The following is a 22,279-nucleotide window of genomic DNA, read 5'->3' on the forward strand; positions in this document are numbered from 1 at the left end:
ACCCGTCCCGTATCGGCCATGCGGCCGGATTCGGGGGCCATGCCGTCACAGGGCGCGGGCGCGGGTCATGGGCGGGTCAGGGGATTGCGGGCAGCTGCGGTGTGGCCGATGTGGGCGCACATGGGCAATCTTCTTTGGGCGCGGCGATGTGGTCCACCTTGCGCGCGGTGGCGTAAAGATCTGCTTAAGTGCCGGACACCTTTGCACTGACGCAACCGCAGAGTGCATTACGGGCAGGCGCGGCGCTGCATTCACCCTCCCCTTTCGATCCAAAAGCGCCTAAGGGTGGGCAGACCACGTCCTTGGGGGAAGCATGTCCGACAAGATCGAAACCGAAAGCCGCAAGCTGCTTGGCCGGTTGCGCCGGGCGCTGGCAGAGGATTCGGCCGGTCAGGAGCGACTGGACCGGATCGTCGAACTGATTGCGACCTCGATGCAGACCGAAGTCTGCTCGATCTACCTGTTCCGCGATGCGGATACGCTGGAACTGTGCGCGACCGAAGGTCTGCAGGCGGAATCCGTGCACCAGACGCGGATGCGGCTGGGCGAGGGTCTGGTGGGCCGCGTCGCGCGCACCCGGCAGGTGGTGAATGCCGCCGATGCGCCGTCGGCCAAGGGGTTCCGTTATATGCCGGAGACGGGGGAGGAGCGCTATTCCTCGTTCTGCGGCGTGCCGATCCAGCGGCTGGGTGACGCGCTGGGCGTGCTGGTCGTGCAGTCGAAGGACGCGCGCGCCTTTACGACGGACGAGGTCTATGCGCTGGAAGTCGTGGCCATGGTGCTGGCCGAGATGACGGAGTTGGGCGCATTCGTCGGCGAAGGCGCCGCCCTGTCGGCGCGCCACCAGCAGCCGGTCCTGTTTCGCGGCATGATCGGTCAGGAAGGCGCCAGTTCCGGCCACGTCTACCTGCACGAGCCGCGCGTCGTCGTGACCAACCCGATTTCCGACGATCCGGACACGGAGCTGGAGCGTCTGCGCGCCGCGGTGGACACCCTGCGCACGACCGTCGATGACCTGTTGTCGTCCAACCGGGCCATGTCGCCCGATCAGGTCGAAGTCTTCGAGGCCTACCGCATGTTCGCCAATTCCCGCAGTTGGATGCGCCGGATGGAGGCGGACGTGACCACCGGCCTGTCCGCCGAGGCGGCGGTCGAGAAAGAGCAATCGCTGGCGCGGTCGCGTCTGGGTCAGGCCGAAGACGCCTATATGCGCGAACGGTTGCACGATCTGGACGATCTGTCGAACCGCTTGCTGCGGATCCTGACGGGTCAGGGCAAGAATACCGGCGCCGAGATGCCGGAAAACCCGATCCTGATCGCCAAGAACATCGGCCCCGGCGAACTGCTGGACTATGGCAAGGCGCTGCGCGGCATCGTGCTGGAAGAAGGCTCTGTCGGCAGCCATGCGACCATCGTGGCGCGTGCCTGGGCGATCCCGCTGGTCATCAATGCCAAGGGCATCACGACCGAGGCGCTGAACGGCGACACCATTCTGGTCGACGGCGAACAGGGCGTGGTGCATCTGCGCCCCGACGAAAGCGTGCGCAATGCCTTTGGCGACAAGCTGGCGATGCAGACGCGAGCGCAGGAACGCTATGCCAGTCTGCGCGACCTGCCCGCGACGGCGCTGTGCGGCACGACGATCGCCCTGCACATGAACGCCGGTCTGATGGCGGACCTGCCGTCATTGCCGTCATCGGGCGCCGAAGGCGTCGGCCTGTTCCGGACGGAGCTGCAGTTCCTGATCCGCAGCCAGATGCCCAAGCGGCAGGAATTGTCGGCGCTCTATGCCCGCGTCATGGCTGCCGCACAGGGCAAGAGGATCGCGTTCCGCACGCTGGACATCGGGTCAGACAAGGTGCTGCCCTATATGAAGGCCATCGAGGAGCCCAACCCCGCGATGGGCTGGCGCGCGATCCGCGTCGGCCTCGACAAGCCGGGCATCCTGCGGATGCAGTTACAGGCGCTGATCCGCGCCGCCAACGGCGGGCCGCTGGCGGTCATGTTCCCGTTCATCACGCTGCACACGGAATTTCGCGCGGCCAAGGCCGAACTGGACAAGGCGATCGCGCGCGAGCTGCGGCTGGGCAATCCCCTGCCGTCCAAGCTGGAAGTCGGTGCCATGCTGGAAACGCCCTCGCTGGCCTATGCGCCGGATGCGTTCTTCAAAGAGGTCGATTTTATTTCGATCGGGGGCAACGATCTGAAACAGTTCTTCTATGCCGCCGACCGCGAGAACGAGCTGGTGCGGCGCCGCTATGACACGCTGAACGGCAGTTTCCTGAGCTTTTTGCAGACCATCGTGGCGCGCTGCAATGCAGCGGGCACCCCACTGTCGTTCTGCGGCGAAGACGCGGGCCGACCGCTGGAGGCGATGGTCCTGTCGGCCATCGGATTCCGCAGCCTGTCGATGCGACCCGCGTCCGTGGGGCCGGTCAAGCACCTGCTGCGTCAGGTCGATCTGCAGAAGGCGGGCGAAGCGGTGTCAGAGGCGCTGGCCGCTGGCGAACAGGATATCCGCGAGATCATCAATGCCTGGCTGGTGGAAAACCATCAGGCGTCACGCACCGGGACCTGACCGCCCAGCAGGGCTGCGTGAAACACGTCGAGGACGGCATCCTCGCCGTGCAGCCGCGCCATGCGGCGCAGACCGAAGTGGACGTGCGCCATTTCGACGTAATACTGGGTGAAGGCGTAGTTCGTGCTTGCCCCCGCCGCGGCCCCCAGCAAAGGCACCGCCTGCGTCGCCAGTTTCTGGGTCAGCACGGTGGCAAACCGCGGCGCGACCTTGCCGATCAGCGTCTGCACCGCAGCCCCCGACAGCCCCAGCCGCGCCCCGATGAAAGAGGTGTCGATCCCGTCCCTGGCGTCGCCGCCGGCGCCGAAGACGGCCAGCGCCTGCAGCCGCGTTTCGGGGTCGGACGGATCCTCGCCATACTGGGCCGCGACGCCCTGCACCGCGCGAAAGATCATCGTGGTCGCTACGGGCAGTTCCGCGAGTGCCGTGGGCAAGCCACCGAAGCCGCCGATGGCGCCCGACAGGGTCGCCATGACCTTGTGCATCCGGTCGGTATTGATCGCCTGCCCCAGCGCGCCGGAGCGTGACCGCGACGCGACCTCGTAGCTTTGGGTCAGCGCACTGCGGGCGGCGGCGTCGATCTGGCCGCGCGCACCCTTGGGCAACAGCTTCAGCGTATCCTCGACCTGCGTGCCGACGAAGTTGATCGCGCGCATCAGCAGACCGTTCGCCCGGCGCTGCCGTTTGGCCAAGGCGATGATCTGCGCATGATCCTCTGGCGTCAGAGGCAGCAGGTCGGCGATCTGGGCATCGGTTTCGGTCATGGCGGGCCTGCTGTGGTTCGGGTCAGGTCAAAGATATGCAGGACCACGCCGTTTTCAATCGTGCGCGCGCACCACGTCGCCGGTCACGCCGTCCCAGCCGCCCTTGCGCAGGGCGATTCCCAGCACGCGGTCGGGGTTCGTGGGCGGCGGCATGGTGACGCCTTCCAGCTTCTCGAACCCGAAGCGGCCGTAATAGGGCGCGTCGCCGACCAGCATGATGCGCGGCCAGCCGCCCTTGGCCGCGACCTCGAGGCAGCGCCAGATCAGCAGGGCGGCGATGCCTTCGCCCTGATGCGTCGGGTGGACGGCGACGGGGCCCAGCAGGATGACCTGCGCATCGCCCACGCGCACGGGCCAGTTGCGAATGGCCCCCGCGATCTGCCCGGCGCCGTCGCGGGCCACGATGCACAATTGTTCGATCGGATCGACACCGTCGCGCAGGCGGTAGGACGACAGGGCCGTGCGGCCCGGCGCGAAACAGGTGTCATAAAGCGCTTCGACCTCCCACCAGTCCCCCGGCTTTTCCCGTGCGGTCGTGATATCCATCGAAGTCTTTCTGCTGGCCTGCCCGTTGCCCGCAGGCTACCTGTCTGGGCGACCGGATAAAAGGGACGAAACCCATGTTCTATCGACCAGACCGCAAGACAGGGGCCGGCCACGGCCTGCCGCACAACCCGTTCAACGCCATCGTCACCCCCCGCCCCATCGGCTGGATTTCGACCCGCGGGTCTGACGGGTCGGACAACCTTGCCCCCTATTCCTTTTTCAACGCCGTGTCGTATTTCCCGCCGCAGGTCATGTTCGCCAGCACTGGCGCGAAGCCCGACCGCGACGGCACCAAGGACAGCGTCGCCAATATCCGCGAGACCGGCGTCTTTGCTGTCAACGTCGTCAGCCACGCCCTGCGCGACGTGATGAACCACAGCTCTGGCCCATGGGAGAAGGAGACCGACGAGTTCGCGCTGACCGGCCTCGACAAGGGGCAGTGCGAGAGCATCGACTGCGGTTTCGTGACAGCGGCCCCCGCCACGCTGGAATGCCGCATGACCCAGATCGTGACGCTGGAGGGCGAGCATAATTTCATGGTGATCGGAGAGGTCGTGGGCATCCGCCTGTCCGACGACTGCATCAAGGACGGTGTCTTTGACGTGCTGTCGTTCAATCCGGTGTCGCGCCTTGGTTACCGCGACTTTGCCACGGTGACCGACGTCTACAGCCTGAAGCGGCCGGGAGAGGCCTAGACCGTCCGGTCGGCCCAGCCGGCAAATATCTTTTCCAGCGCCACGACGATGTAATAAAGCACGATGCCGAGGAACGCCAAGGCGATCAGAACCGCGAACATCAGCGGGTAGTCGGAGTTGGTCTTGCCCGAATCGAACAGCGCCCCAAGGCCACGGCCATGGGGCGAGACGATTTCCATCAGGTTGGTGCCGATGAAGGCGAGCGTGACCGAGACCTTCAGCGCGCCGAAGAATTCGGGCAGCGTCTTGGGCAGGGCGATCTTCCAGAAGACCTGGGATTGCGAGGCGCCAAGTGACCGCAGGATGTCGCGGTATTCGGGTTCCAGTGTGGACAGGCCGATGCTGACCGACACGGCGATGGGAAAGAAGCTGATCATGAAGGCGATCAGCACCGTGTTGAAATCGTGCCAGCCGACAAACATCAGCGCCACGATGGGCACGACGGTTGCCTTCGGCACGGCGTTGAAGCCCACCAGCAGCGGATAGAGCGCGTCGCGCATGGTGCGCGAAAAGCCCATGACCATGCCCAGCGCCACGCCGAAGATGACCGCCAGCACCAGCCCCACGATGGTCCGCCACAGCGTCTGCCAGCCCATGATCAGGAACAGGTTCCAGTACTTTTCGTAGGCCGGGATCAGGTCGGAGGGGCTTGCCATCTTGTAGTTCGGCCAGCCCATGACCCAGACGAGCGCCTCCCACAGCACCAGAAAGATGACGACGGCGCCAAGCGGGACAAGAACCTGACGCGCCTTCATGCGGCCACCCGGCCTTGGGCCACTTCGATCTGGTGGCGCAGGATGTTCAGGCGTTCGGCCGCGATGGGCGTGTAAAGATCGTCCAGGGTCCGCACGCCGGTGTCGGGGATGTCCATGACGAATTGCGTCTTTGCTGGCCGCCCGGACAGCACGACCACCTGATCGGCGAGGAAGATCGATTCGCGCAGGTCGTGAGTGATCAGGACGCCGGTAAACGGCTCTTCGGCCTTCACGTTGTGCATCGTCTGCCAGAGGTCTTCGCGCGTGAAGGCATCGAGCGCGCCGAAGGGTTCGTCGAGGATCAACACCTCTGGCTGGTGAATCAATGCACGGCAAAGCGATGCGCGCTGCTTCATGCCGCCGGAGAGTTCGGAGGGGCGCTTGGCCTCGAACCCCTCCAGCCCGACCAAGGCCAGCAGTTTGCGGGCGCGGGCCTGACCTTCGGCCTTGGTCAGCTTGCTGGGCACGATTTCGAGCGGCAGCATGACGTTTTCAAGGATCGTGCGCCATTCCAGCAGCACGGGGTTCTGGAACGCCATGCCGACGTTGCTGCGCGGCCCGGTGATGCGCTTGCCATGCACGCTGACCGTGCCTTCGTCGGGGATCAGCAGGCCTGCCACCAGCCGCGTCAGCGTGGACTTGCCGCAGCCGGACGGGCCAACGACGGCGACGAAGCCGCCTTCGGGCACCTGCACATCAAGGCCGTTCAGGACCGGCAAGGGGCCGGATGCGGTACGGTAGGCGTGCCGCACGCCCTTGATGTCGATGAGGGCGTCCACGGTTTAGTCGGCCAGCTTGAACCCGCCCTCGGGCAGGTAGTCGCTTGTGAAGTAGACGGATGGGTCGGGCGGCATGACGAAATCGTAGGTCGTGGCGATCTGATCGAGGCTGCTTTCCAAGCGCGCCTGGTCGATGCCGCCGAAGCCGTTCGCCTTGACCCAGTCGGTGTCGACGTTGTCGCGGATCGAGAGTTCCAGGCGGCGCTGTTCCAGTTCCGCATCGGCCGCCGGGTTGCGTTCCATCAGCATCGGAATGACGGCGGCGGGGTCGGCGATGGCGTCAGACCAGCCCATCGCGATGGCTTTGAGAAAGCCCTTGATGATGTCCGGGTTGGCCTTGGCAAAGTCGGTGTTCACGATCACGGCGTTGCCGTAAAGGTCGACGCCGTAGTCGGCCATCAGCAAGGTGACCAGATCATCCTCTGGCACACCAAGGCGGGCGGCGTTCAGATAGGACGTGAAAGAAAAGCCGGTGATCGCGGCGACGTTGCCTTCGGCCAGCATCGGTTCGCGGGTCGGGAAACCGACGGGTTCGACGGTGATCTGGGACATGTCGAGGCCGTTTTCCGCGGCAAAGATCGGGAACTGCGCCCATGCGCCGTCGGGGGGCGGTGCGCCCAGCACCTTGCCTTGCAGCGATTGAGGATCGCTGATCCCCAGCGATTTGCGGCCGATCACGGCAAAGGGCGGCTTGTCATAGACCATCATCGCCGCGATCACCGGCGCGCCGGGGTTCTGGTCGAGGAACTTGATCAGGCTGTTGATGTCGGCAAAGCCCACCGGAAAGGCCCCTGTCGCCACCTTCGGGATCGCGTCGAGCGATCCGTTCCCCGCCTCGATCGTCACGTTCAGACCCGCGTCAGAGAAGTGGCCGTTGTCGATGGCGGCGAAATAGGGTGCTGCTGGTCCTTCGAACTTCCAGTCCAGCGCGAAGGGCAGATTGGTCTGTGCCTGCGCGGCCGAGGCCAGCAGGACGGCCGCGGCAAAGGTGCGATAGAACATGATGGCGGGTCCCCGTCGGTTTCATACACTTCAGGAAGTATCGAAGGTGGGGCCTTGTTTGGCGAGTCGGAAACGCGGCGGGGCGCCCCGTTTCCGAGCAACTGCCTGAATTTCAGGCGTCAGTGTCCGCCAAGCACACCGGTCCGCACCCCATAGTCGACGGCCAGCGCGTAATCGGGGTCGTCGTCGCTGTCGACCATCAGGTGCCCGGCCTTGGACAGCAGACGGTGGCAGTCCCGCGACAGGTGGCGCAGCTGAATCGCCTTGCCGGCATCTTCGTATTTGCCGGCGACCGCCTCGATCGCCGCAAGCGCGGATTGGTCAACAACGCGGCTGCCGTCGAAATCGACGATCACCAGCGACGGGTCGGTGTCGACTTGAAACAGCTCGTTGAAGCCCTCGGCAGAGCCGAAGAACAGCGGCCCCTGGATCTGATAGACCTTGGCGCCCTCGGGCGTGGTGTAGGTCTTGGCGTGGATGCGGGTCGCGTTATTCCAGGCGTAGGCCAGCGCCGAGACGACGACCCCGACCAGCACGGCGGTCGCAAGATCCGTCGCCACGGTCACGGCCGTTACCAGCACGATGACCACGGCGTCGGTCCGCGGCACCTTGCGCAGGATGCTGAAGCTGTTCCACGCAAAGGTGCCGATCACGACCATGAACATGACGCCCACCAATGCGGCCAGCGGGATCTGCGCGATGAGGCCAGAGGCGAAGAGGATGAACGCCAGCAGGAACAGCGCCGCCGCGATCCCGGCGATGCGGGTGCGGCCGCCGGATTTGACGTTGATCATGCTTTGCCCGATCATCGCACAGCCGCCCATGCCGCCAAAGAAGCCCGTGACGGTGTTCGCGACGCCCTGCGCGATGCACTCCTGGCTGGCGCCGCCCCGCTGGTTCGTCATTTCCGACACCAGGTTCAGGGTCAGCAGGCTTTCGATCAGGCCGATGGCGGCCAGGATCACGGCATAGGGCCCGATGATCTGGAACGTCTCCCACGTCAGCGGGACCATCGGCAGGTGGAAGGGCGGCAGCGTGCCTTCGATCGAGGCAAGGTCGCCCACCACCGGCACGTCGATGCCGAAGACGATCACGATGGCCGCGACGATGCCGATGCCAGCGAGCGGCGCGGGGATGAGGTTCGTGACCTTTGGTGCGGCCCAGATGATGAACATGGTCAGGCCGGTCAGCGCCAGCATCCAGATCAGGGGGGCGCCTGACAACCATGCGCCGCCGCCGACGCCGTGGCCCGAGACCTCGCCGCTGCCCGGCACCTTGAACTGGCCGAGTTGCGCCAGAAAGATGACGATCGCCAGACCGTTGACGAAGCCCAGCATCACCGGATGCGGGACGAGGCGGATGAACTTGCCCCAGCGCATGACGCCGATGACGATCTGGATCAATCCCATCAGGACAACGGTCGCAAACAGGTATTCGACGCCATGCTGAGCCACAAGGCTTACCATCACGACCGCAAGCGCACCCGTCGCCCCCGAGATCATGCCCGGCCGCCCGCCGATCAGCGCGGTGATCAGCCCCACGATGAAGGCCGCGTAAAGCCCGACCAGCGGCGGCACGCCCGCGACAAAGGCGAAGGCCACGGCCTCTGGCACCAGCGCCAGCGCCACGGTCAGACCAGACAGCAGCTCGATCCTCAGGCGGCCGGCGTTCAGGGGCGCGCTAGGGTCCGTAAGGGCGATGCTGTCGGCGAAATTCGCCAGAAGGGCGCGTTTGGCCATCGGGTGATCCTGTTTTGCAATGTGTTGCAGCGGCCCTAAGGCAGGGACGGCCAAATGTCACCCCTGCCCGCCCTGAACGGTTGCGCCGCCGCGTCGCAGGCGTCACAAAGCGATGATGCAGACGGAGGCATGTGTGCAAAGCAGATTTGGCATCATCGGCGGATCGGGACTGTATGATGTTCCGGGCCTTGCGGATGCGACCTGGACAGACTTGGACAGCCCTTGGGGCGCGCCGTCGGACGCCATCCTGACCGGCACGCTGGACGGTGTGCCGCTGGCCTTTCTGCCGCGTCATGGGCGCGGCCACATCCACAGCCCCACCACCGTTCCCTACCGCGCCAATATCGACGCGATGAAGCGGCTGGGTGTGACGCACCTTGTCAGCATCAGCGCCTGCGGGTCATTCCGAGAAGACATGGCGCCCGGCGATTTCGTCGTGGTGGACCAGTTCATCGACCGCACCTTTGCGCGTGACAAAAGCTTTTTCGGGACCGGCTGCGTGGCGCATGTCAGCGTCGCCCACCCGGTCTGCCCGGACCTGTCTGCCGCCTGTGTCGCGGCCGGGCGCAGCGCCGGCATCACCATGCACGACGGCGGCACCTACCTTGCGATGGAAGGCCCGCAGTTTTCGACCCGCGCCGAAAGCCTGATGTACCGCAGCTGGGGCTGCGACGTGATCGGCATGACCAACATGCCAGAGGCAAAGCTGGCCCGCGAGGCAGAGCTGCACTATGCCTCTGTCGCGATGATCACCGATTACGACAGCTGGCACCCGGATCACGGGGCGGTCGATGTGTCTAACGTGATTGCGACGCTGCAGGGCAACGGGACCAAGGCCCGCGACATGGTCATGGCGCTGGCCCGGTCCCTGCCACAGGGTTGCGCAGGCGGCTGCGCCACGGCGCTGACCCACGGCATCATGACATCCCCCGACCGGCGCGACCCTGCGCTGGTGGCCAAACTGGACGCGGTCGCGGGCCGCGTGCTGACACCGAAGGACCCCACATGAAAACCGTTCAGGACTATATCCGCACGATCCCCGACTTTCCGCACGCGGGGATCATGTTCCGCGACGTGACGACGCTGTTTGCCGATGCCCGCGGTTTCCGCATGGCGATCGACCAGTTGCTGCATCCCTACGCAGGCCAGCCCATCGACCGTGTCGTGGGGCTGGAGGCGCGCGGCTTCATCCTTGGCGGTGCCATTGCGCACCAGCTGTCCGTCGGCTTCGTGCCGATCCGCAAGAAGGGCAAGCTGCCCGCGAAAACGATCGAACAGGCCTATACGCTGGAATACGGCGAGGCGATCGTCGAAATCCACGACGACGCCCTGCAGCCGGGCGAACGCGTCCTGATGGTCGACGACCTTCTTGCCACCGGCGGCACGGCAGAGGCGGGCATCAAGCTGATCGAGCGGCTGGGTGCCGTCGTGACCGGCTGTGCCTTCATCATCGACCTGCCGGAACTGGGCGGACGGGCCAAGCTGGAAAAGCTTGGCATGGATGTCCACGCCCTGTGCGCCTACGACGGTCATTGATCGCTGCGGCGGCGGAGACCGTTCAGGACCACGCCGCCGCGACAGGATCCGCAGACCGCTGCGCCGGATTTTCCGGCAAGACCCCCTTCGAGGGCCGCAGCATGAGGTCTTCTGACCCGGGAGGGAGATCGGCGTTTCGCCGTCTCTCTGCCCCCGGTTAAATGCCAGAAACCCTAATCATTGGTTAAATTCCGCAGGACCGCACCGGGATTCATGATGCCGTTGGGGTCGAGGGCGGTCTTGATCGCCCGCATCATCGCAAGTTTCGCCGGATCGCCGTAGCGTTCAAGGTCATCGACCTTCAGCCGCCCGATGCCGTGTTCGGCGCTGACGGACCCGCCCATCTCGTCGGTCAGGTCATGCACGCAGCCCTTGATCGCCGCGCGCTGATCCTCGTGATCGGCGCGCGACCGGCCTTGCTGCGGAAAGACGTTGTAATGCAGGTTGCCGTCGCCAAGGTGGCCGAAGCAGTTGATCCGGAAATCCCCGATCCGCGCCAGCCGCTTGCCGCCTTCGACGATGAAGTCGGGCACCTGGCTGAGGGGCAGAGAGATGTCGTGCGAGGAAATCGACCCGATCCGGCGGTTCGCCTCGGGGATGCTTTCGCGGATGTGCCACAGGGCGTCGCGGTCGGCGCCGGACCGCGCGATGATCCCGTCCGTCACAAGACCGGCCTCTGCCGCAGCCTCGAAGACCGCCTCCAGCGCCGCATCGGGGTCAAGCCCGGCGGGCATGCCGATGTCGATCAGAACCATCCAGTCGGGCGTCTCGGCAAAGGGCGCCCTGAACTCCGGACCCACCTCGGTCAGGAAGTCGAGGCCCTGGCGGTGAATGATCTCGAACGCGGAAATGCCGTCGCCCAGACGGTCCTGCGCCAGCGCCAGCAGGTCGAGGGCCGCCGCGGGCGACGGCACCGCCAGCATCGCGGCGCCGACGCCCGCCGGTTGCGGCACGAGGCGCAAGGCGGCGGCGGTGATGATGCCCAGCGTGCCTTCCGCCCCGATCATCAGGTCGCGCAGGTCGTAGCCGGTGTTGTCCTTGCGCAGGCGGCTCAGCCCGTGCCAGATCGTGCCGTCGGGGCGCACGACCTCCAGCCCCAGACACTGGGCGCGGGCATTGCCGTAGCGCAGCACGTTGACGCCGCCCGCGTTGGTGGACAGCAGACCACCGATCCGCGCCGACCCTTCGGAGGCCAGCGACAGCGGGAACAGGCGGCCCATGTCCGCTGCGGCCCGTTGGACATCCGCGAGGATCGCGCCCGCCTCGGCCACCAGTACAGATTCGCTGGGATAGGTGGCGCGGATCGCGGTCATCCGTTCCAGCGAAAGCACCAGCGGTGCGACACCGTCATTCATTAACTGACCGCCGACAAGGCCAGTGCCACCGCCGTAGGGGACGACGGCGATGCGCCGGTCGTTGCAGTAGCCGACGATCCGCGCCACCTGATCCGTGTCGCGCGGCGCCACGACGACACCGGCCCCGGCCCACCGGCCGCGCGGCTCTGTCAGGTAGGGGGCGGTATCGGTGCGAAAGCTGTCGTCCGGCAGGCTGGCGCGCAGGTCGGCCAAGGTGTCGGGCGTGGCGGCGGTGAACATGGCGGCTCCTGTCTGGGGTCCGGGCAAAGGTAAGCGGACGACCCGGGCTGTCCAGCGCAAAGCGCCCGCCAATGCGCGTCAGCGCAGGCGCGGTGGCCGCCCCAGGGCGAAGTCCTTGATGTCGTCGAAGACGTCTGGCCGGGTGAAGAACAGCAGATGTCCCTGCCCCGGATAACCCAGGATCGGCACGCCCCCGATCTTGCGTGAAAAGTCGGTCGTCTGCGCGGTCGAGAAGACGGGATCGTTCAGACCGATGAAGAAACTGACCGGGATGCCGGTCAGATCAAGGTCATCGGGCAACCGCCACCCCGGCAGGGCAAGCGTGTGGGCGATCGCCGTCTGCGTGCTGAGCGGCACGTTGATCTTCGATCCCGCGACCACGGCCTCCTGCAACTCCTTCGAGGGCACGGGGGCCTCCAGCGCGTCGGGGCCGAACAGCAGGCCCGCCCAGAAGCGGGGCCAGACCTTGGTCTTGGCCACCGACCGGGTCGCAGTGACAGCGCGCATGACATCCCGCGCGCCGCGCAGGATCGTGCGGAACCCGCCTGCGTGTTCGACGGCGGGCGACATGGCGGCGACACGGACATGATGCGACGGATCGATCTGCGGTGCGGCCTGCAGGGCGATCAGCGCACCGGTGGAATAGCCGACCAGCGTGACCTCGCTGGCGTGCAGGGTGTTGGCGAAGGCCGCGACCTCTGCCGCCGCCGTGGTGGGGTCCAGCCGGTGATCGACGGGCAGGCCGTCCAGACCGGGATAGCGATAGAAGGCGCGGGCAAAACCGTCCTCCTCCCAGTCGGCGGTTTCCTTGAAAACGGCAATGGAGGACAGCGCGCCGGGGATGAAGATCGCGACGCGGTCGGCCTGAGGCACCTTGGCCGCGTCATAGATCATCGGGTCATCCGCACCGCGGGTCTTCAGCAGGGCCGGACTGCACCCGGCGCACAACAACAGGATGAACAACAAACGCATGCGCGATACCTTCAGTGAACGGCCCGCCCGGTCAAGGCACGGCCTGCGCCATCGGTGGCCGGTCGCCTAGCCCACGTCCGTGCGACCGCGCCGGTCGCTGCGCAGGTTCGCGAACAGGACGTGGTTGCGCCAGCGTCCGTCGATCTGCAGATAGCTTTGGGCGACACCCTCGTATTTATAGCCGCATTGTTCCAGCAACCGGCGCGAGGGGGTGTTTTCAGGCAGGCACCCCGCCTCGATCCGGCTGAGGTCCAGCGTGGTGAAGGCGTAATGCACCAGCGCCTTGATCGCCTCGCGCATGTAGCCCTGGCGCGCGAAGGGCTGGCCGATCCAGTAACCGGTCGTGCCGGCCTGTGCCGGGCCGCGGCGGATGTTGTCCAGCGTGATCGCCCCCACGAGGGCGCTGTCGCTGCGCCGGATCAGGAACAGCGGCACGCCGCTGCCGGTCTGCACGGACCGCTGCGACCAGTAGACCCGGTTGGTGAACGACTTGCGGCTGAAATGGTCGGGGGCCCAGGTCGGCTCCCACGGTTGCAGGAAATCGCGGCTGTCCTGCCGCAGGGCGCACCAGGGGCGGTAGTCCGCGTGAAGCGGCAGGCGCAGGGTCAGGCGTTCGGTTTCCAGCCGGACCTTGCGCCCCCGCCCCAGCATCAGGCGACCAGACGTGCGCGCAGCGCCTCGAGCGAGGGGGCAGCATCGGCGGGGCCGTAAAGCGTCAGCGCGGCGCCGGCCTGTGCCGTGCGGATGGCGAAATCCTTGACGTCGCCGGTGGTGACGGCGTCAATGCTTTCCACCGTTTCGGCGACGGTCGGGATGCGGTCCCAGATCGCCAGAAGACGGGCCAGACGCTCTGCCCGGTTCGAGGGGCTTTCCAGCCCCATCAAAAGACCGGCCTTCATCTGGGCGCGGGCGCGGGCGACTTCGGCGGCGGTCATGTCATCGGCGGCGCGCTTCATCTCGTCCATCGTGACGTTGGCCAATTCCTCGATCTCTTCGGCGCTGGTGCCGGCATAGATCGTGGTCAGACCGGTATCCTCGTAGGCGCCGGCCTGCGCGAAGATCGTGTAGCAGAGGCCGCGCTTTTCACGGATTTCCTGAAACAGGCGCGAGGACATGCCGCCGCCGAGGGCCGTGGCGTAGATCTGCGCCGTATAGATCGCGGGATCGCGGTAATCGGGGCCTTCGAAGGCCAGCGCGAAATGCACCTGTTCCAGCTTCTTGTTCTCGCGCCGCTCACCACCAACGAATTTCGCAGGGACGATCAAACCGTCACGGGGACGTGCCGGCAGATGGCCGAAGAGCTTTTCCGCCTGCGCCACCAACGCGTCGTGATCGACGGCCCCGGCGGCGGCGAGGATCATCTGGTTCGGGCCGTAGTGCGTACCGACGAAGCCGGTCAGGTCGTCTCGGGTGAACTTCTCGACACGCTCTTCTGGTCCAAGAATGGTGCGGCCGATGGGCTGATCCGGATAGGCCACCTCTTGCAGCCAGTCGAAGATGATGTCGTCGGGGGTGTCCAGCGCCTGACCGATCTCTTGCAGGATGACACCGCGCTCGGTCTCGATCTCGTGGTCCTCGAACAAGGGATTCAGCAGGATATCGGCGATGACGTCCAGTCCCAGACCGACGTCCGATTCCAGCACGCGTGCGTAATAGGCCGTCGCCTCGCGACTGGTATAGGCGTTGATATAGCCGCCCACGTCCTCGATCGCCTCGGCGATCTGCAGGGACGTGCGGGTATCGGTGCCCTTGAAGGCCATGTGTTCCAGAAAATGCGCGATGCCGTTCTGGGCTTCTTCCTCGTGGCGGCCACCGGCGTTCACCCAGATTCCGACGGACGCGCTGGCCAGCCCCGGCATGTGTTCGGTGACGACGCGAAAGCCGTTCGACAATGTGTGCAGTTCGATGGTCAAGTCTTGATCCGGTCCCTGATGATGTTCTGGATCGCGACAAGGTCGCCCGCGCTGCGCGTGATCCGTTCCGGGCGGTCATACAGGTCCGCCATGCGCGGGGGCAAGGGGGGGTGGATGCCCGTCGCCCGCTCGACCGCTGCCGGAAACTTGGCCGGATGCGCGGTGGCGAGGGTGACCATCGGGACGGTGCCCAGATGCTGCTCGCCCACGTGGGCGCCGACGGCGGTGTGCGGACACAAAAGCTCGCCATGCTCTGCCAGATAGCGCGTGATGGTGTCGGCGGTTTCCTGTTCCGACACCCGGCCAGAGGCGTAGGTGTCGCGCAGGGCGTCGATGGCCCCTTGGGAAATCGTGAAACCGCCCTTTTTCAGATCATCCATCTGGCTGGCAACGGCGGCGCCGTCCTGACCGTAGGCGTAGAACAGGGCACGCTCAAAATTCGACGACACCTGAATGTCCATCGACGGGCTGATGGTCGGCGTGACGGAGTCCTTGGTATAGGCCCCGGTTTCCAGCGTGCGGTGCAGGATGTCGTTGCTGTTGGTCGCCACGATCAGCTGGTCGATCGGCAGGCCCATTTGCTTGGCGATATAGCCTGCGAAGATGTCACCGAAGTTGCCGGTCGGCACGGTAAAGCTGATCTTGCGGTGCGGCGCGCCGAGCGAGACGGCGGCGGTGAAGTAATAGACGACCTGCGCCAGCACCCTGCCCCAGTTGATCGAGTTCACACCGGCCAGCCGCACGTCCTCGCGGAAGGCGAAATCGTTGAACATGTCCTTGACCAGCGCCTGACAGCCGTCGAAATCGCCGTCGACGGCGATGGCGTGGACGTTGGATTCGGTCGGAGTCGTCATCTGGCGGCGCTGCACCTCGCTGACGCGGCCGTGGGGGTAGAGGATGAAGACATCGACGGCCTCCAGCCCCCGGAACGCCTCGATCGCGGCCGATCCGGTGTCACCGGAGGTCGCACCCACGATGGTCACCCGGTTGCCGGACCGGGCAAGGGCCGCCTGAAACATCTGCCCGATCAGCTGCATAGCGAAGTCCTTGAACGCCAGCGTCGGGCCGTGGAACAGTTCCAGCAGGAAATGGTTCGCGTCCAGTTGCACCAACGGCGCGCGGGCGGCGTGGCCGAAGCCTGCGTAGGCGCGTGCGATCAGGTCGCGAAATTCCGCGTCCGTGAAGGTGTCGCCGATGAAGGGGCGCATCACGGTAAAGGCCACGTCTTCGTAGGACTGGCCCGCCATCGCGGCGATCTGGTCGGGCGTCAGCGTCGGAATGCTGTCAGGCACATAGAGGCCGCCGTCGCGGGCGAGGCCGGTCAGCATCGTATCCTCGAAACTCAGGCTCGGGGCTTGCCCCCGGGTCGAGATGTAGCGCATGTCAGGCGTCCTTTCGGGTCGTGCGATAGATCAGCAGGCCGGTCATCAGCGCCCAACCAATGGCCAGCATGAACCATGTGATGGCATAACCGAGGTGGTCGTTGGGGATGCCCTGAATGCCGACAGGCATCGGCACGGTCGGGCTGGCCGGATCGATTCGGCGGGCGACCAGCAGCAGGGGCTGGGCATCCAGTACCGCTGCCATGGCGGGCAGGTCGCGGGCGAACCAGATGCCGGTCTTTTCGTCCGGGGCCGGGGTCCAGCTGTCCGTCTCGTCGGGCCACAGCAGATTGCCGGTGACCGTCAGATCGCCGGTCGGAAGCGCTGTGCCGCGATCGTCAAGGCTGAGGAACCCGAGGTCGAGCACGATGTCCCGGCCATCATCGGTGCGAAAGCCGGTGATCGTGCGGTAACCGGCCCCGTTCTCGGCGGTGCTGACAAGGACCGAGAGGGTTTGCCCGGTGACATGGCCGGTCGCCACGACCGGTAGATATTCATCCGCGACAGGGTCGGCGTCGTCCGGCAGCGGCACCGGGGGGGCCACGATCGTCGCGGTGATCTGATCGAGAATCTCGGTCTTCCACGCCAGCCGCTGGACCTGCCAGACGCCCAACGCGATCAGCACAGAGCAACCGACGACACCCATCAGCAGGGGAAAGAAGATGCGACGCAGCATGGCGGGATCAACCTTTGGTCAGACCGTGTTGCCTTATCCGGTTTGCCCGGCAGGGTGAAGGTGGCGGCGGATACAAAAAAGGCGACCCGTTGGGGCCGCCTTTTTGACGTGGCATTGGAAAGGATCAACCGCCCCAGATGTAGATCGACGCGAAGAGGAACAGCCAGACGACGTCGACGAAGTGCCAGTACCAAGCGGCGGCTTCGAAGCCCACGTGCTTTTCCGGGGTGAAGTGGCCAGCGTAGACGCGGAACAGGCAGACCAGCAGGAAGATCGTGCCGATGATCACGTGAAAGCCGTGAAAGCCCGTCGCCATGAAGAAGTTCGCACCGTAGACGTTGCCCGCAAGGCCGAAGGCCGCGTGGGAGTATTCATAGGCCTGGAACACGGTGAAGAGTGCACCCAGCGCCACGGCCAGCATCAGGCCCCATTTCATGTCCTGACGGTTGTTTTCGTGGACCAGAGCATGGTGCGCCCAGGTCGCGGCGGCACCGGAGCACAGCAGAATCAGCGTGTTGATCAGCGGCAGGTGCCACGGATCAAACGTCTCGATCCCGACGGGGGGCCAGACGCCGTCGACGGCGGGATAGTTCGGGCCAAGGGGATACATGGCGTTCTTGAAGAACGACCAGAACCATGCGGCGAAGAACATGACTTCGGACATGATGAACATGATGAAGCCGTAGCGCAGGCCGATCCGCACGACGGGCGTGTGATCACCGACCTGGCTTTCGGTCACGACTTCGGACCACCACGCGTACATCGTGTAAAGCACCAGTGCCAGACCGACGAAGAAGGCGTAGGGGCCGTGTTCGTGCATCCACAGGACGGCGCCGAACAGCATGATGAAGGCACCCAGCGATCCGGCAAGCGGCCAGATGGACGGCGGAAGGATGTGAAAGTCGTGGTTCTTTTCGTGGGCCATGTCTCGTTTGTTCCCTGAGGCTGGTCGCTGTCTTTAGTTGCTGTCTATGGCGGGGGCGGGGTCGGTTGTCAAAAGATTAGCATCGACAGCGGCCTGCTGGCTGCCTTCGGGCAGATCGATTTCATAGAAAGTATAACCGAGTGTGATCGTATGGGCATACTTTGCGTCGCGGTCATTCACGATGGCCGGATCGACGTAGAAACTGACGGGCATCTGCACCGTCTCTCCCGGTTGCAGAACCTGTTCGGTAAAGCAGAAACATTCGATCTTGTCGAAGAAACCGCCCGCCTCGTAGGGCGTCACGTTATAGGCGGCCTGCCCCGCGATGACGCGGTCGGTCGGATTGTGCGCCTCATAGAACGCCAGCCCGGTTTCACCGATGCGCAGCGTCATCTCGCGCTGCACCGGTTTGAAGGTCCACGGCATGTCGCGGTCGACGGAGGCGTCGAAGCGGATCTTGATGGTTTGGTCGAGGATCGTGTCCGATCCGGCCTCTGCCACATTGGTGATGCCGCCGAAGCCGGTCACCTTGCAGAACCATGAATAGAACGGCACCGATGCCCAGGCGAGGCCGCCCATCAGCACGACGACACCGACAAGCTGCACGAGCGTACGGTTCGGACCCTTGAGACGCGGAAACAACATCAGTTCGATGCCTCCGGTGCGACCTCTGGTGTGGGCGTCGTCATGTTTTCCGGCAAGATCTGGGGCCGCACGACGTGATCGAAGGTCTCGAAGCTGCGCAGGTTGCCCAGTTGCAGGACCTTGACCACGGTCAGGCCGAAGACGATGCTGATGAAGCCCAGCAGCAGCAGGCCGACGCCAATGTTGCGGCCCCGGCGGCGGGTGTGGATTTCATGTTCGACCTGGATTGCCATGTTCAAAGGCCTCCGATGTGATTGGCGCGCAGGGCGGCCTCGATCAGGAGGGCACCAAAATGCGCGAAAAGGTAGTAGAGCGACACCTTGAAGGTCTTGATCTCGACCTTGTATTTGTCCGCCTCGGCCTGCACCTCGTCCCGGCGCCAGATGTCATAGCAGCCTTTCAGGAACCAGGCGTTGAAGACGACCGCGACCGCCAGATAGACCGGCCCGCCGATCGAGGTGAAGCCAAGGCCCAGCGCCACGGCGACCAGCGGCAGGCAGTAGGCCAGCACGTGGTTGCGGGTGACGCGGCGGCCATGAGTTTCGGTCAGCATCGGCACGCCGGCGTCGCCGTAGTCGGTCTTGACGAACAGCGCCAAAGCCCAGAAGTGCGGCGGCGTCCACATGAAGATCAGGCCGAACATCAGCACCGATTCGATGCTGACCCCACCCGTCGCCACCGCCCAGCCGATCATCGGAGGGAAGGCACCCGCCGCCCCGCCGATCACGATGTTCTGCGGCGTCGCGCGCTTGAGCCACATGGAATAGACCACGGCGTAGAAGAAGATCGTGAAGGCCAGCAATGCTGTCGCGACCGCATTCGTCGCCAGACCCATCAGCAGGACAGAGAAGAAAGAGAGGGCAAGGCCCAGACCCAGCGCCTCGCCCGGCTGGACGCGGCCATCCGGGATCGGGCGTTTCGCGGTGCGGCGCATGCGGGCGTCGATGTCGGCGTCCCACCACATGTTCAGCGCACCAGAGGCCCCTGCCCCGACCGCGATGCACAGGATGGCGACGAAGCCGATGAAGGGATGCACGGGAACGGGTGCGACCAGCAGGCCGACAAGCGCCGTGAACACGACCAGCGACATCACGCGCGGCTTAAGCAGGGCAAAGTAATCGCCCATCTGCGTCTCGTAGACGGTGTCCGGTGTGGTTTCGTGCAGGCTCATGTCAGACATGGTTCGCGCCTTCGGCAGCTCGGAAAAGATCGTCGCGACCCGGCCTGTGCCGGATCGGACCCTGTTTCAGTCATCCTTGCGGATCGACGGCGATCAGACGCCGTTCTGTGCCTTCGCCTCGACCAGCCAGGCGTCATAGACCTCTTGGCTGACAACCTTGACCGTGATCGGCATGAATGCATGATCCTTGCCGCACAGCTCGGAGCACTGACCGAAGTAGATGCCTTCCTTGTCCGGGTTGAACCAAAGCTGCGCCAGACGGCCCGGCACGGCATCCTGCTTGACCCCGAAGGCCGGGACGGTCCAGGAGTGGATCACGTCAGCACCGGTCAGCTGCATCACGACGGTCTTGCCGACCGGCAGGATGATCGCCTGATCGGTCGCCAGCTTATAAAGGTCGTCGCTGTAGCCGTAGTCGGCCAGCTCGTCCGGTGCCAGCATGAACGAATCGAATGCAACGCCTTCGTCGACGTATTCGTAGCCCCAGTACCACTGGTAGCCCGTCACCTTGATCGTGATGTCGCCGTCGGGGATTTCCTGCTGGTTGAACAGCACGGGCAGAGAGAAGGCGCCGATGAAAACCAGAATGATGATCGGCACGACCGTCCATGCGATTTCCAGCGGGCTGTTGTGCGTGAAGCCAGCGGGCTTGGGGTTCGACTTGTGGTTATACTTGATGAAGACCCAGATCATCAGACCGGTGACGAACAGCGTGATCGCGGTGATGATCCACAGCAGCATGCCATCCAGCCAGTGCACGTCGCGCGCGATGCTGGTCGCCGCTTCCTGAAAGCCGATTCCGCCCGGATGCGGTGCGCCGATGACGGGCAGCTCCACATTCACGTCCTGCGCGCGGGCCGTGGCACCGGCCAGTATCAGACCCATGGTGGTCCAGGCAGTCTTGGCGAAATTGCTCAGTCGCATGTCATTCCCTTATGATCTCGCGCCGGGTTTTGCCCTGCGGCGTGACGACGGTGCGACGTCGGTGCCATGACGGCCGTCGCACAATCCCGTTGTATCCTGCCGTGCGTGTCCCATATCCTGAAGGACAACTCAAGAACCACGATTGCGGCAAAGGGACGCTTTGGCGCAGGTCTGTGGTCATCACGTCCCGATCCCAAGGATGCGCCGCCATGACAGACGACCGATTTCGCCCTTTTGACACGCATTTGGATCAGGACACGGCCCTTGCCCTGCTAAGAGAGGCGACGCTGGGCGCCGACGACGGCGAATTGTTCATCGAACGCCGCCGGTCCGAAAGCCTTGTGCTGGACGATGGTCGGGTCAAGACCGCCAACTACGACGCCTCCGAAGGATTCGGCCTGCGCGCGGTTCGCGGCGAGCGGGCGGGCTATGCCCATGCCACGACGATCGACGAGGCGGCGCTGCGCCGCGCGGTCGGCACCGCGCGTCTGGCGGTGGGTGACGGCGGTGGCACGATGGCGCCCGGTCCGCAGGGGACCAACGTCAAGCTTTACAGCGACGTGGACCCTGTGGCCGAGGCCAGCTTTCCGGCAAAGATCGACCTGTTGCGCCAGATCGACGCCTTTGCCCGCGACCTTGATCCCCGCGTGGTGCAGGTCAGCGCATCCCTTGGCGCGTCCCAGCAAGAGGTCGTGATCCTGCGCCCCGAAGGCACGATGGTCACGGACGTCCGCCCGATGAGCCGGATCAACATCAGCATCATCGTCGAACAGGACGGCCAGCGCGAAAGCGGCAGCATGGGCGGCGGCGGTCGCGCCTCTCTCATCGGTCTGATCGACACCGCGCACTGGCAGGGCGTCGCCCGCGAGGCGCTGCGCATCGCCCTCGTCAACCTTGACGCGGAACCGGCGCCCGCCGGCGTGATGGACGTCGTCCTCGGCCCGGGCTGGCCCGGCATCCTGCTGCACGAGGCGATCGGCCACGGGTTGGAGGGCGATTTCAACCGCAAGGGCAGCAGCGCCTTTGCCGGTCTGATGGGTCAGCAGATCGCAGCCAAGGGCGTCACCGTGCTGGATGATGGCACGATTCCCGACCGCCGCGGGTCGATCACCGTGGACGACGAGGGCACACCGTCGGCGAAGAATGTACTGATCGAGGATGGCGTGCTGGTCGGCTACATGCAGGACCGGCAGAACGCACGGCTGATGGGGGTCGCGCCCACCGGCAACGGGCGGCGCGAATCCTATGCCCATGCACCGATGCCGCGCATGACGAACACCTACATGCTGGCCGGCGACACCGCGCCCGCGTCCCTCGTGGCGGATCTGAAGGACGGGATCTATGCCGTGGGATTCGGTGGCGGTCAGGTCGACATTACGAACGGCAAGTTCGTCTTTTCCTGCACCGAAGCCTACCGCGTGAAGGACGGCGTCGTGGGCCGCCCGATCAAGGGCGCCACGCTGATCGGCGACGGAGCGACGGCCCTGCGGCAGATCCGCGGGATCGGCAACGATCTGGCGCTGGATCCGGGTATCGGCAACTGCGGCAAGGCCGGTCAGTGGGTGCCGGTGGGCGTCGGCCAACCCAGCCTGCTGATCGGCGGCCTGACGGTCGGCGGATCGGCCTGACGTTATTTTCGCGATGCGGCTGTTTTGATTCAGCTTTGATTAAGG

22 protein-coding genes are annotated in these 22,279 nt (G+C 65.1%); 5 read left to right on the top strand and 17 right to left on the bottom strand.

Annotated elements, in window-relative coordinates:
* Positions 1-313: 313 nt before the first annotated feature.
* Complete coding sequence (gene ptsP, locus GLR48_RS00515) at positions 314-2,578, top strand: phosphoenolpyruvate--protein phosphotransferase (protein WP_237057743.1); 2,265 nt, start codon at positions 314-316, stop codon at positions 2,576-2,578.
* On the opposite strand, the gene GLR48_RS00520 is transcribed toward ptsP, so the two are convergent.
* Both GLR48_RS00520 and GLR48_RS00525 read right to left on the bottom strand, forming a co-directional pair.
* Positions 2,554-3,342, bottom strand: a complete 789-nt coding sequence (locus GLR48_RS00520) for an EcsC family protein (RefSeq protein ID WP_237057745.1) — start codon at positions 3,340-3,342, stop codon at positions 2,554-2,556. The two genes, ptsP and GLR48_RS00520, sit on opposite strands and share 25 nt — an antisense overlap.
* Before the next feature lie 54 nt (positions 3,343-3,396).
* On the bottom strand, positions 3,397-3,888 hold the full coding sequence (locus GLR48_RS00525; RefSeq protein WP_237057747.1) for a GNAT family N-acetyltransferase: 492 nt from the start codon (positions 3,886-3,888) through the stop codon (positions 3,397-3,399).
* A gap of 74 nt (positions 3,889-3,962) precedes the next feature.
* On the opposite strand from GLR48_RS00525, the gene GLR48_RS00530 reads away from it, so the two are divergent.
* Positions 3,963-4,583, top strand: a complete 621-nt coding sequence (locus tag GLR48_RS00530; protein WP_237057749.1) for a flavin reductase family protein — start codon at positions 3,963-3,965, stop codon at positions 4,581-4,583.
* On the opposite strand, the gene GLR48_RS00535 is transcribed toward GLR48_RS00530, so the two are convergent.
* From GLR48_RS00535 to GLR48_RS00550, 4 genes are all read right to left on the bottom strand, one after another.
* On the bottom strand, positions 4,580-5,338 hold the full coding sequence (locus tag GLR48_RS00535) for an ABC transporter permease (RefSeq protein WP_237057750.1): 759 nt from the start codon (positions 5,336-5,338) through the stop codon (positions 4,580-4,582). The two genes, GLR48_RS00530 and GLR48_RS00535, sit on opposite strands and share 4 nt — an antisense overlap.
* Entirely contained in the window at positions 5,335-6,117 is a 783-nt protein-coding gene (locus GLR48_RS00540) for an ABC transporter ATP-binding protein (RefSeq protein WP_237057752.1), read from the bottom strand. Before GLR48_RS00540 ends, GLR48_RS00535 begins: the two co-directional genes overlap by 4 nt.
* Before the next feature lie 3 nt (positions 6,118-6,120).
* Positions 6,121-7,119: an ABC transporter substrate-binding protein gene (locus GLR48_RS00545; protein WP_237057754.1), complete on the bottom strand. Its 999-nt coding sequence runs from the start codon at positions 7,117-7,119 to the stop codon at positions 6,121-6,123.
* Positions 7,120-7,238: 119 nt separating this feature from the next.
* Positions 7,239-8,858, bottom strand: coding sequence for a SulP family inorganic anion transporter (locus GLR48_RS00550; protein ID WP_237057756.1), 1,620 nt, complete (start codon positions 8,856-8,858; stop codon positions 7,239-7,241).
* Positions 8,859-8,973: 115 nt separating this feature from the next.
* On the opposite strand from GLR48_RS00550, the gene GLR48_RS00555 reads away from it, so the two are divergent.
* Entirely contained in the window at positions 8,974-9,867 is an 894-nt protein-coding gene (locus GLR48_RS00555; RefSeq protein WP_442915821.1) for an S-methyl-5'-thioadenosine phosphorylase, read from the top strand.
* Entirely contained in the window at positions 9,864-10,394 is a 531-nt protein-coding gene (locus tag GLR48_RS00560) for an adenine phosphoribosyltransferase (RefSeq protein ID WP_237057760.1), read from the top strand. The genes GLR48_RS00555 and GLR48_RS00560 overlap by 4 nt, the downstream gene beginning before the upstream one ends.
* A 173-nt stretch (positions 10,395-10,567) precedes the next feature.
* Here the strand turns inward: GLR48_RS00560 and GLR48_RS00565 are convergent, their stop codons facing one another.
* The 11 genes from GLR48_RS00565 to coxB all read right to left on the bottom strand — a co-directional run bounded on the left by GLR48_RS00565 (position 10,568) and on the right by coxB (position 20,606).
* Positions 10,568-11,989 (bottom strand): FAD-binding oxidoreductase, encoded by a 1,422-nt coding sequence (locus tag GLR48_RS00565; RefSeq protein WP_237057762.1) that lies wholly within the window; start codon positions 11,987-11,989, stop codon positions 10,568-10,570.
* Positions 11,990-12,067: 78 nt separating this feature from the next.
* Entirely contained in the window at positions 12,068-12,961 is an 894-nt protein-coding gene (locus tag GLR48_RS00570; RefSeq protein ID WP_237057764.1) for an alpha/beta fold hydrolase, read from the bottom strand.
* A 66-nt stretch (positions 12,962-13,027) separates the two neighbouring features.
* The gene (locus GLR48_RS00575; protein ID WP_237057766.1) at positions 13,028-13,612 is read right to left on the bottom strand and encodes a GNAT family N-acetyltransferase; all 585 of its coding nucleotides are present in this window, start codon (positions 13,610-13,612) and stop codon (positions 13,028-13,030) included.
* Complete coding sequence (locus GLR48_RS00580) at positions 13,612-14,874, bottom strand: M16 family metallopeptidase (RefSeq protein WP_237057768.1); 1,263 nt, start codon at positions 14,872-14,874, stop codon at positions 13,612-13,614. Before GLR48_RS00580 ends, GLR48_RS00575 begins: the two co-directional genes overlap by 1 nt.
* Positions 14,871-16,256, bottom strand: coding sequence for a threonine synthase (thrC, locus tag GLR48_RS00585; protein ID WP_237057770.1), 1,386 nt, complete (start codon positions 16,254-16,256; stop codon positions 14,871-14,873). Before thrC ends, GLR48_RS00580 begins: the two co-directional genes overlap by 4 nt.
* Position 16,257: 1 nt before the next feature.
* On the bottom strand, positions 16,258-16,932 hold the full coding sequence (locus GLR48_RS00590) for an SURF1 family protein (protein ID WP_237057772.1): 675 nt from the start codon (positions 16,930-16,932) through the stop codon (positions 16,258-16,260).
* A 124-nt stretch (positions 16,933-17,056) separates the two neighbouring features.
* Positions 17,057-17,857, bottom strand: a complete 801-nt coding sequence (locus GLR48_RS00595; protein WP_237057773.1) for a cytochrome c oxidase subunit 3 — start codon at positions 17,855-17,857, stop codon at positions 17,057-17,059.
* Between the two features lie 33 nt (positions 17,858-17,890).
* Positions 17,891-18,502: a cytochrome c oxidase assembly protein gene (locus GLR48_RS00600; RefSeq protein ID WP_237057775.1), complete on the bottom strand. Its 612-nt coding sequence runs from the start codon at positions 18,500-18,502 to the stop codon at positions 17,891-17,893.
* On the bottom strand, positions 18,502-18,735 hold the full coding sequence (locus GLR48_RS00605; RefSeq protein ID WP_237057777.1) for a hypothetical protein: 234 nt from the start codon (positions 18,733-18,735) through the stop codon (positions 18,502-18,504). The genes GLR48_RS00600 and GLR48_RS00605 overlap by 1 nt, the downstream gene beginning before the upstream one ends.
* Positions 18,736-18,737: 2 nt before the next feature.
* Entirely contained in the window at positions 18,738-19,682 is a 945-nt protein-coding gene (gene cyoE, locus GLR48_RS00610; protein WP_237057779.1) for a heme o synthase, read from the bottom strand.
* Between the two features lie 93 nt (positions 19,683-19,775).
* Positions 19,776-20,606, bottom strand: a complete 831-nt coding sequence (gene coxB / locus GLR48_RS00615) for a cytochrome c oxidase subunit II (protein ID WP_237057781.1) — start codon at positions 20,604-20,606, stop codon at positions 19,776-19,778.
* A 209-nt stretch (positions 20,607-20,815) separates the two neighbouring features.
* Between coxB and tldD the strand changes: the two genes are divergently transcribed.
* On the top strand, positions 20,816-22,234 hold the full coding sequence (gene tldD, locus GLR48_RS00620) for a metalloprotease TldD (protein ID WP_237057783.1): 1,419 nt from the start codon (positions 20,816-20,818) through the stop codon (positions 22,232-22,234).
* Positions 22,235-22,279: the final 45 nt, after the last annotated feature.

It is taken from the genome of Loktanella sp. M215 (assembly GCF_021735925.1).
GTDB lineage: Bacteria > Pseudomonadota > Alphaproteobacteria > Rhodobacterales > Rhodobacteraceae > Loktanella.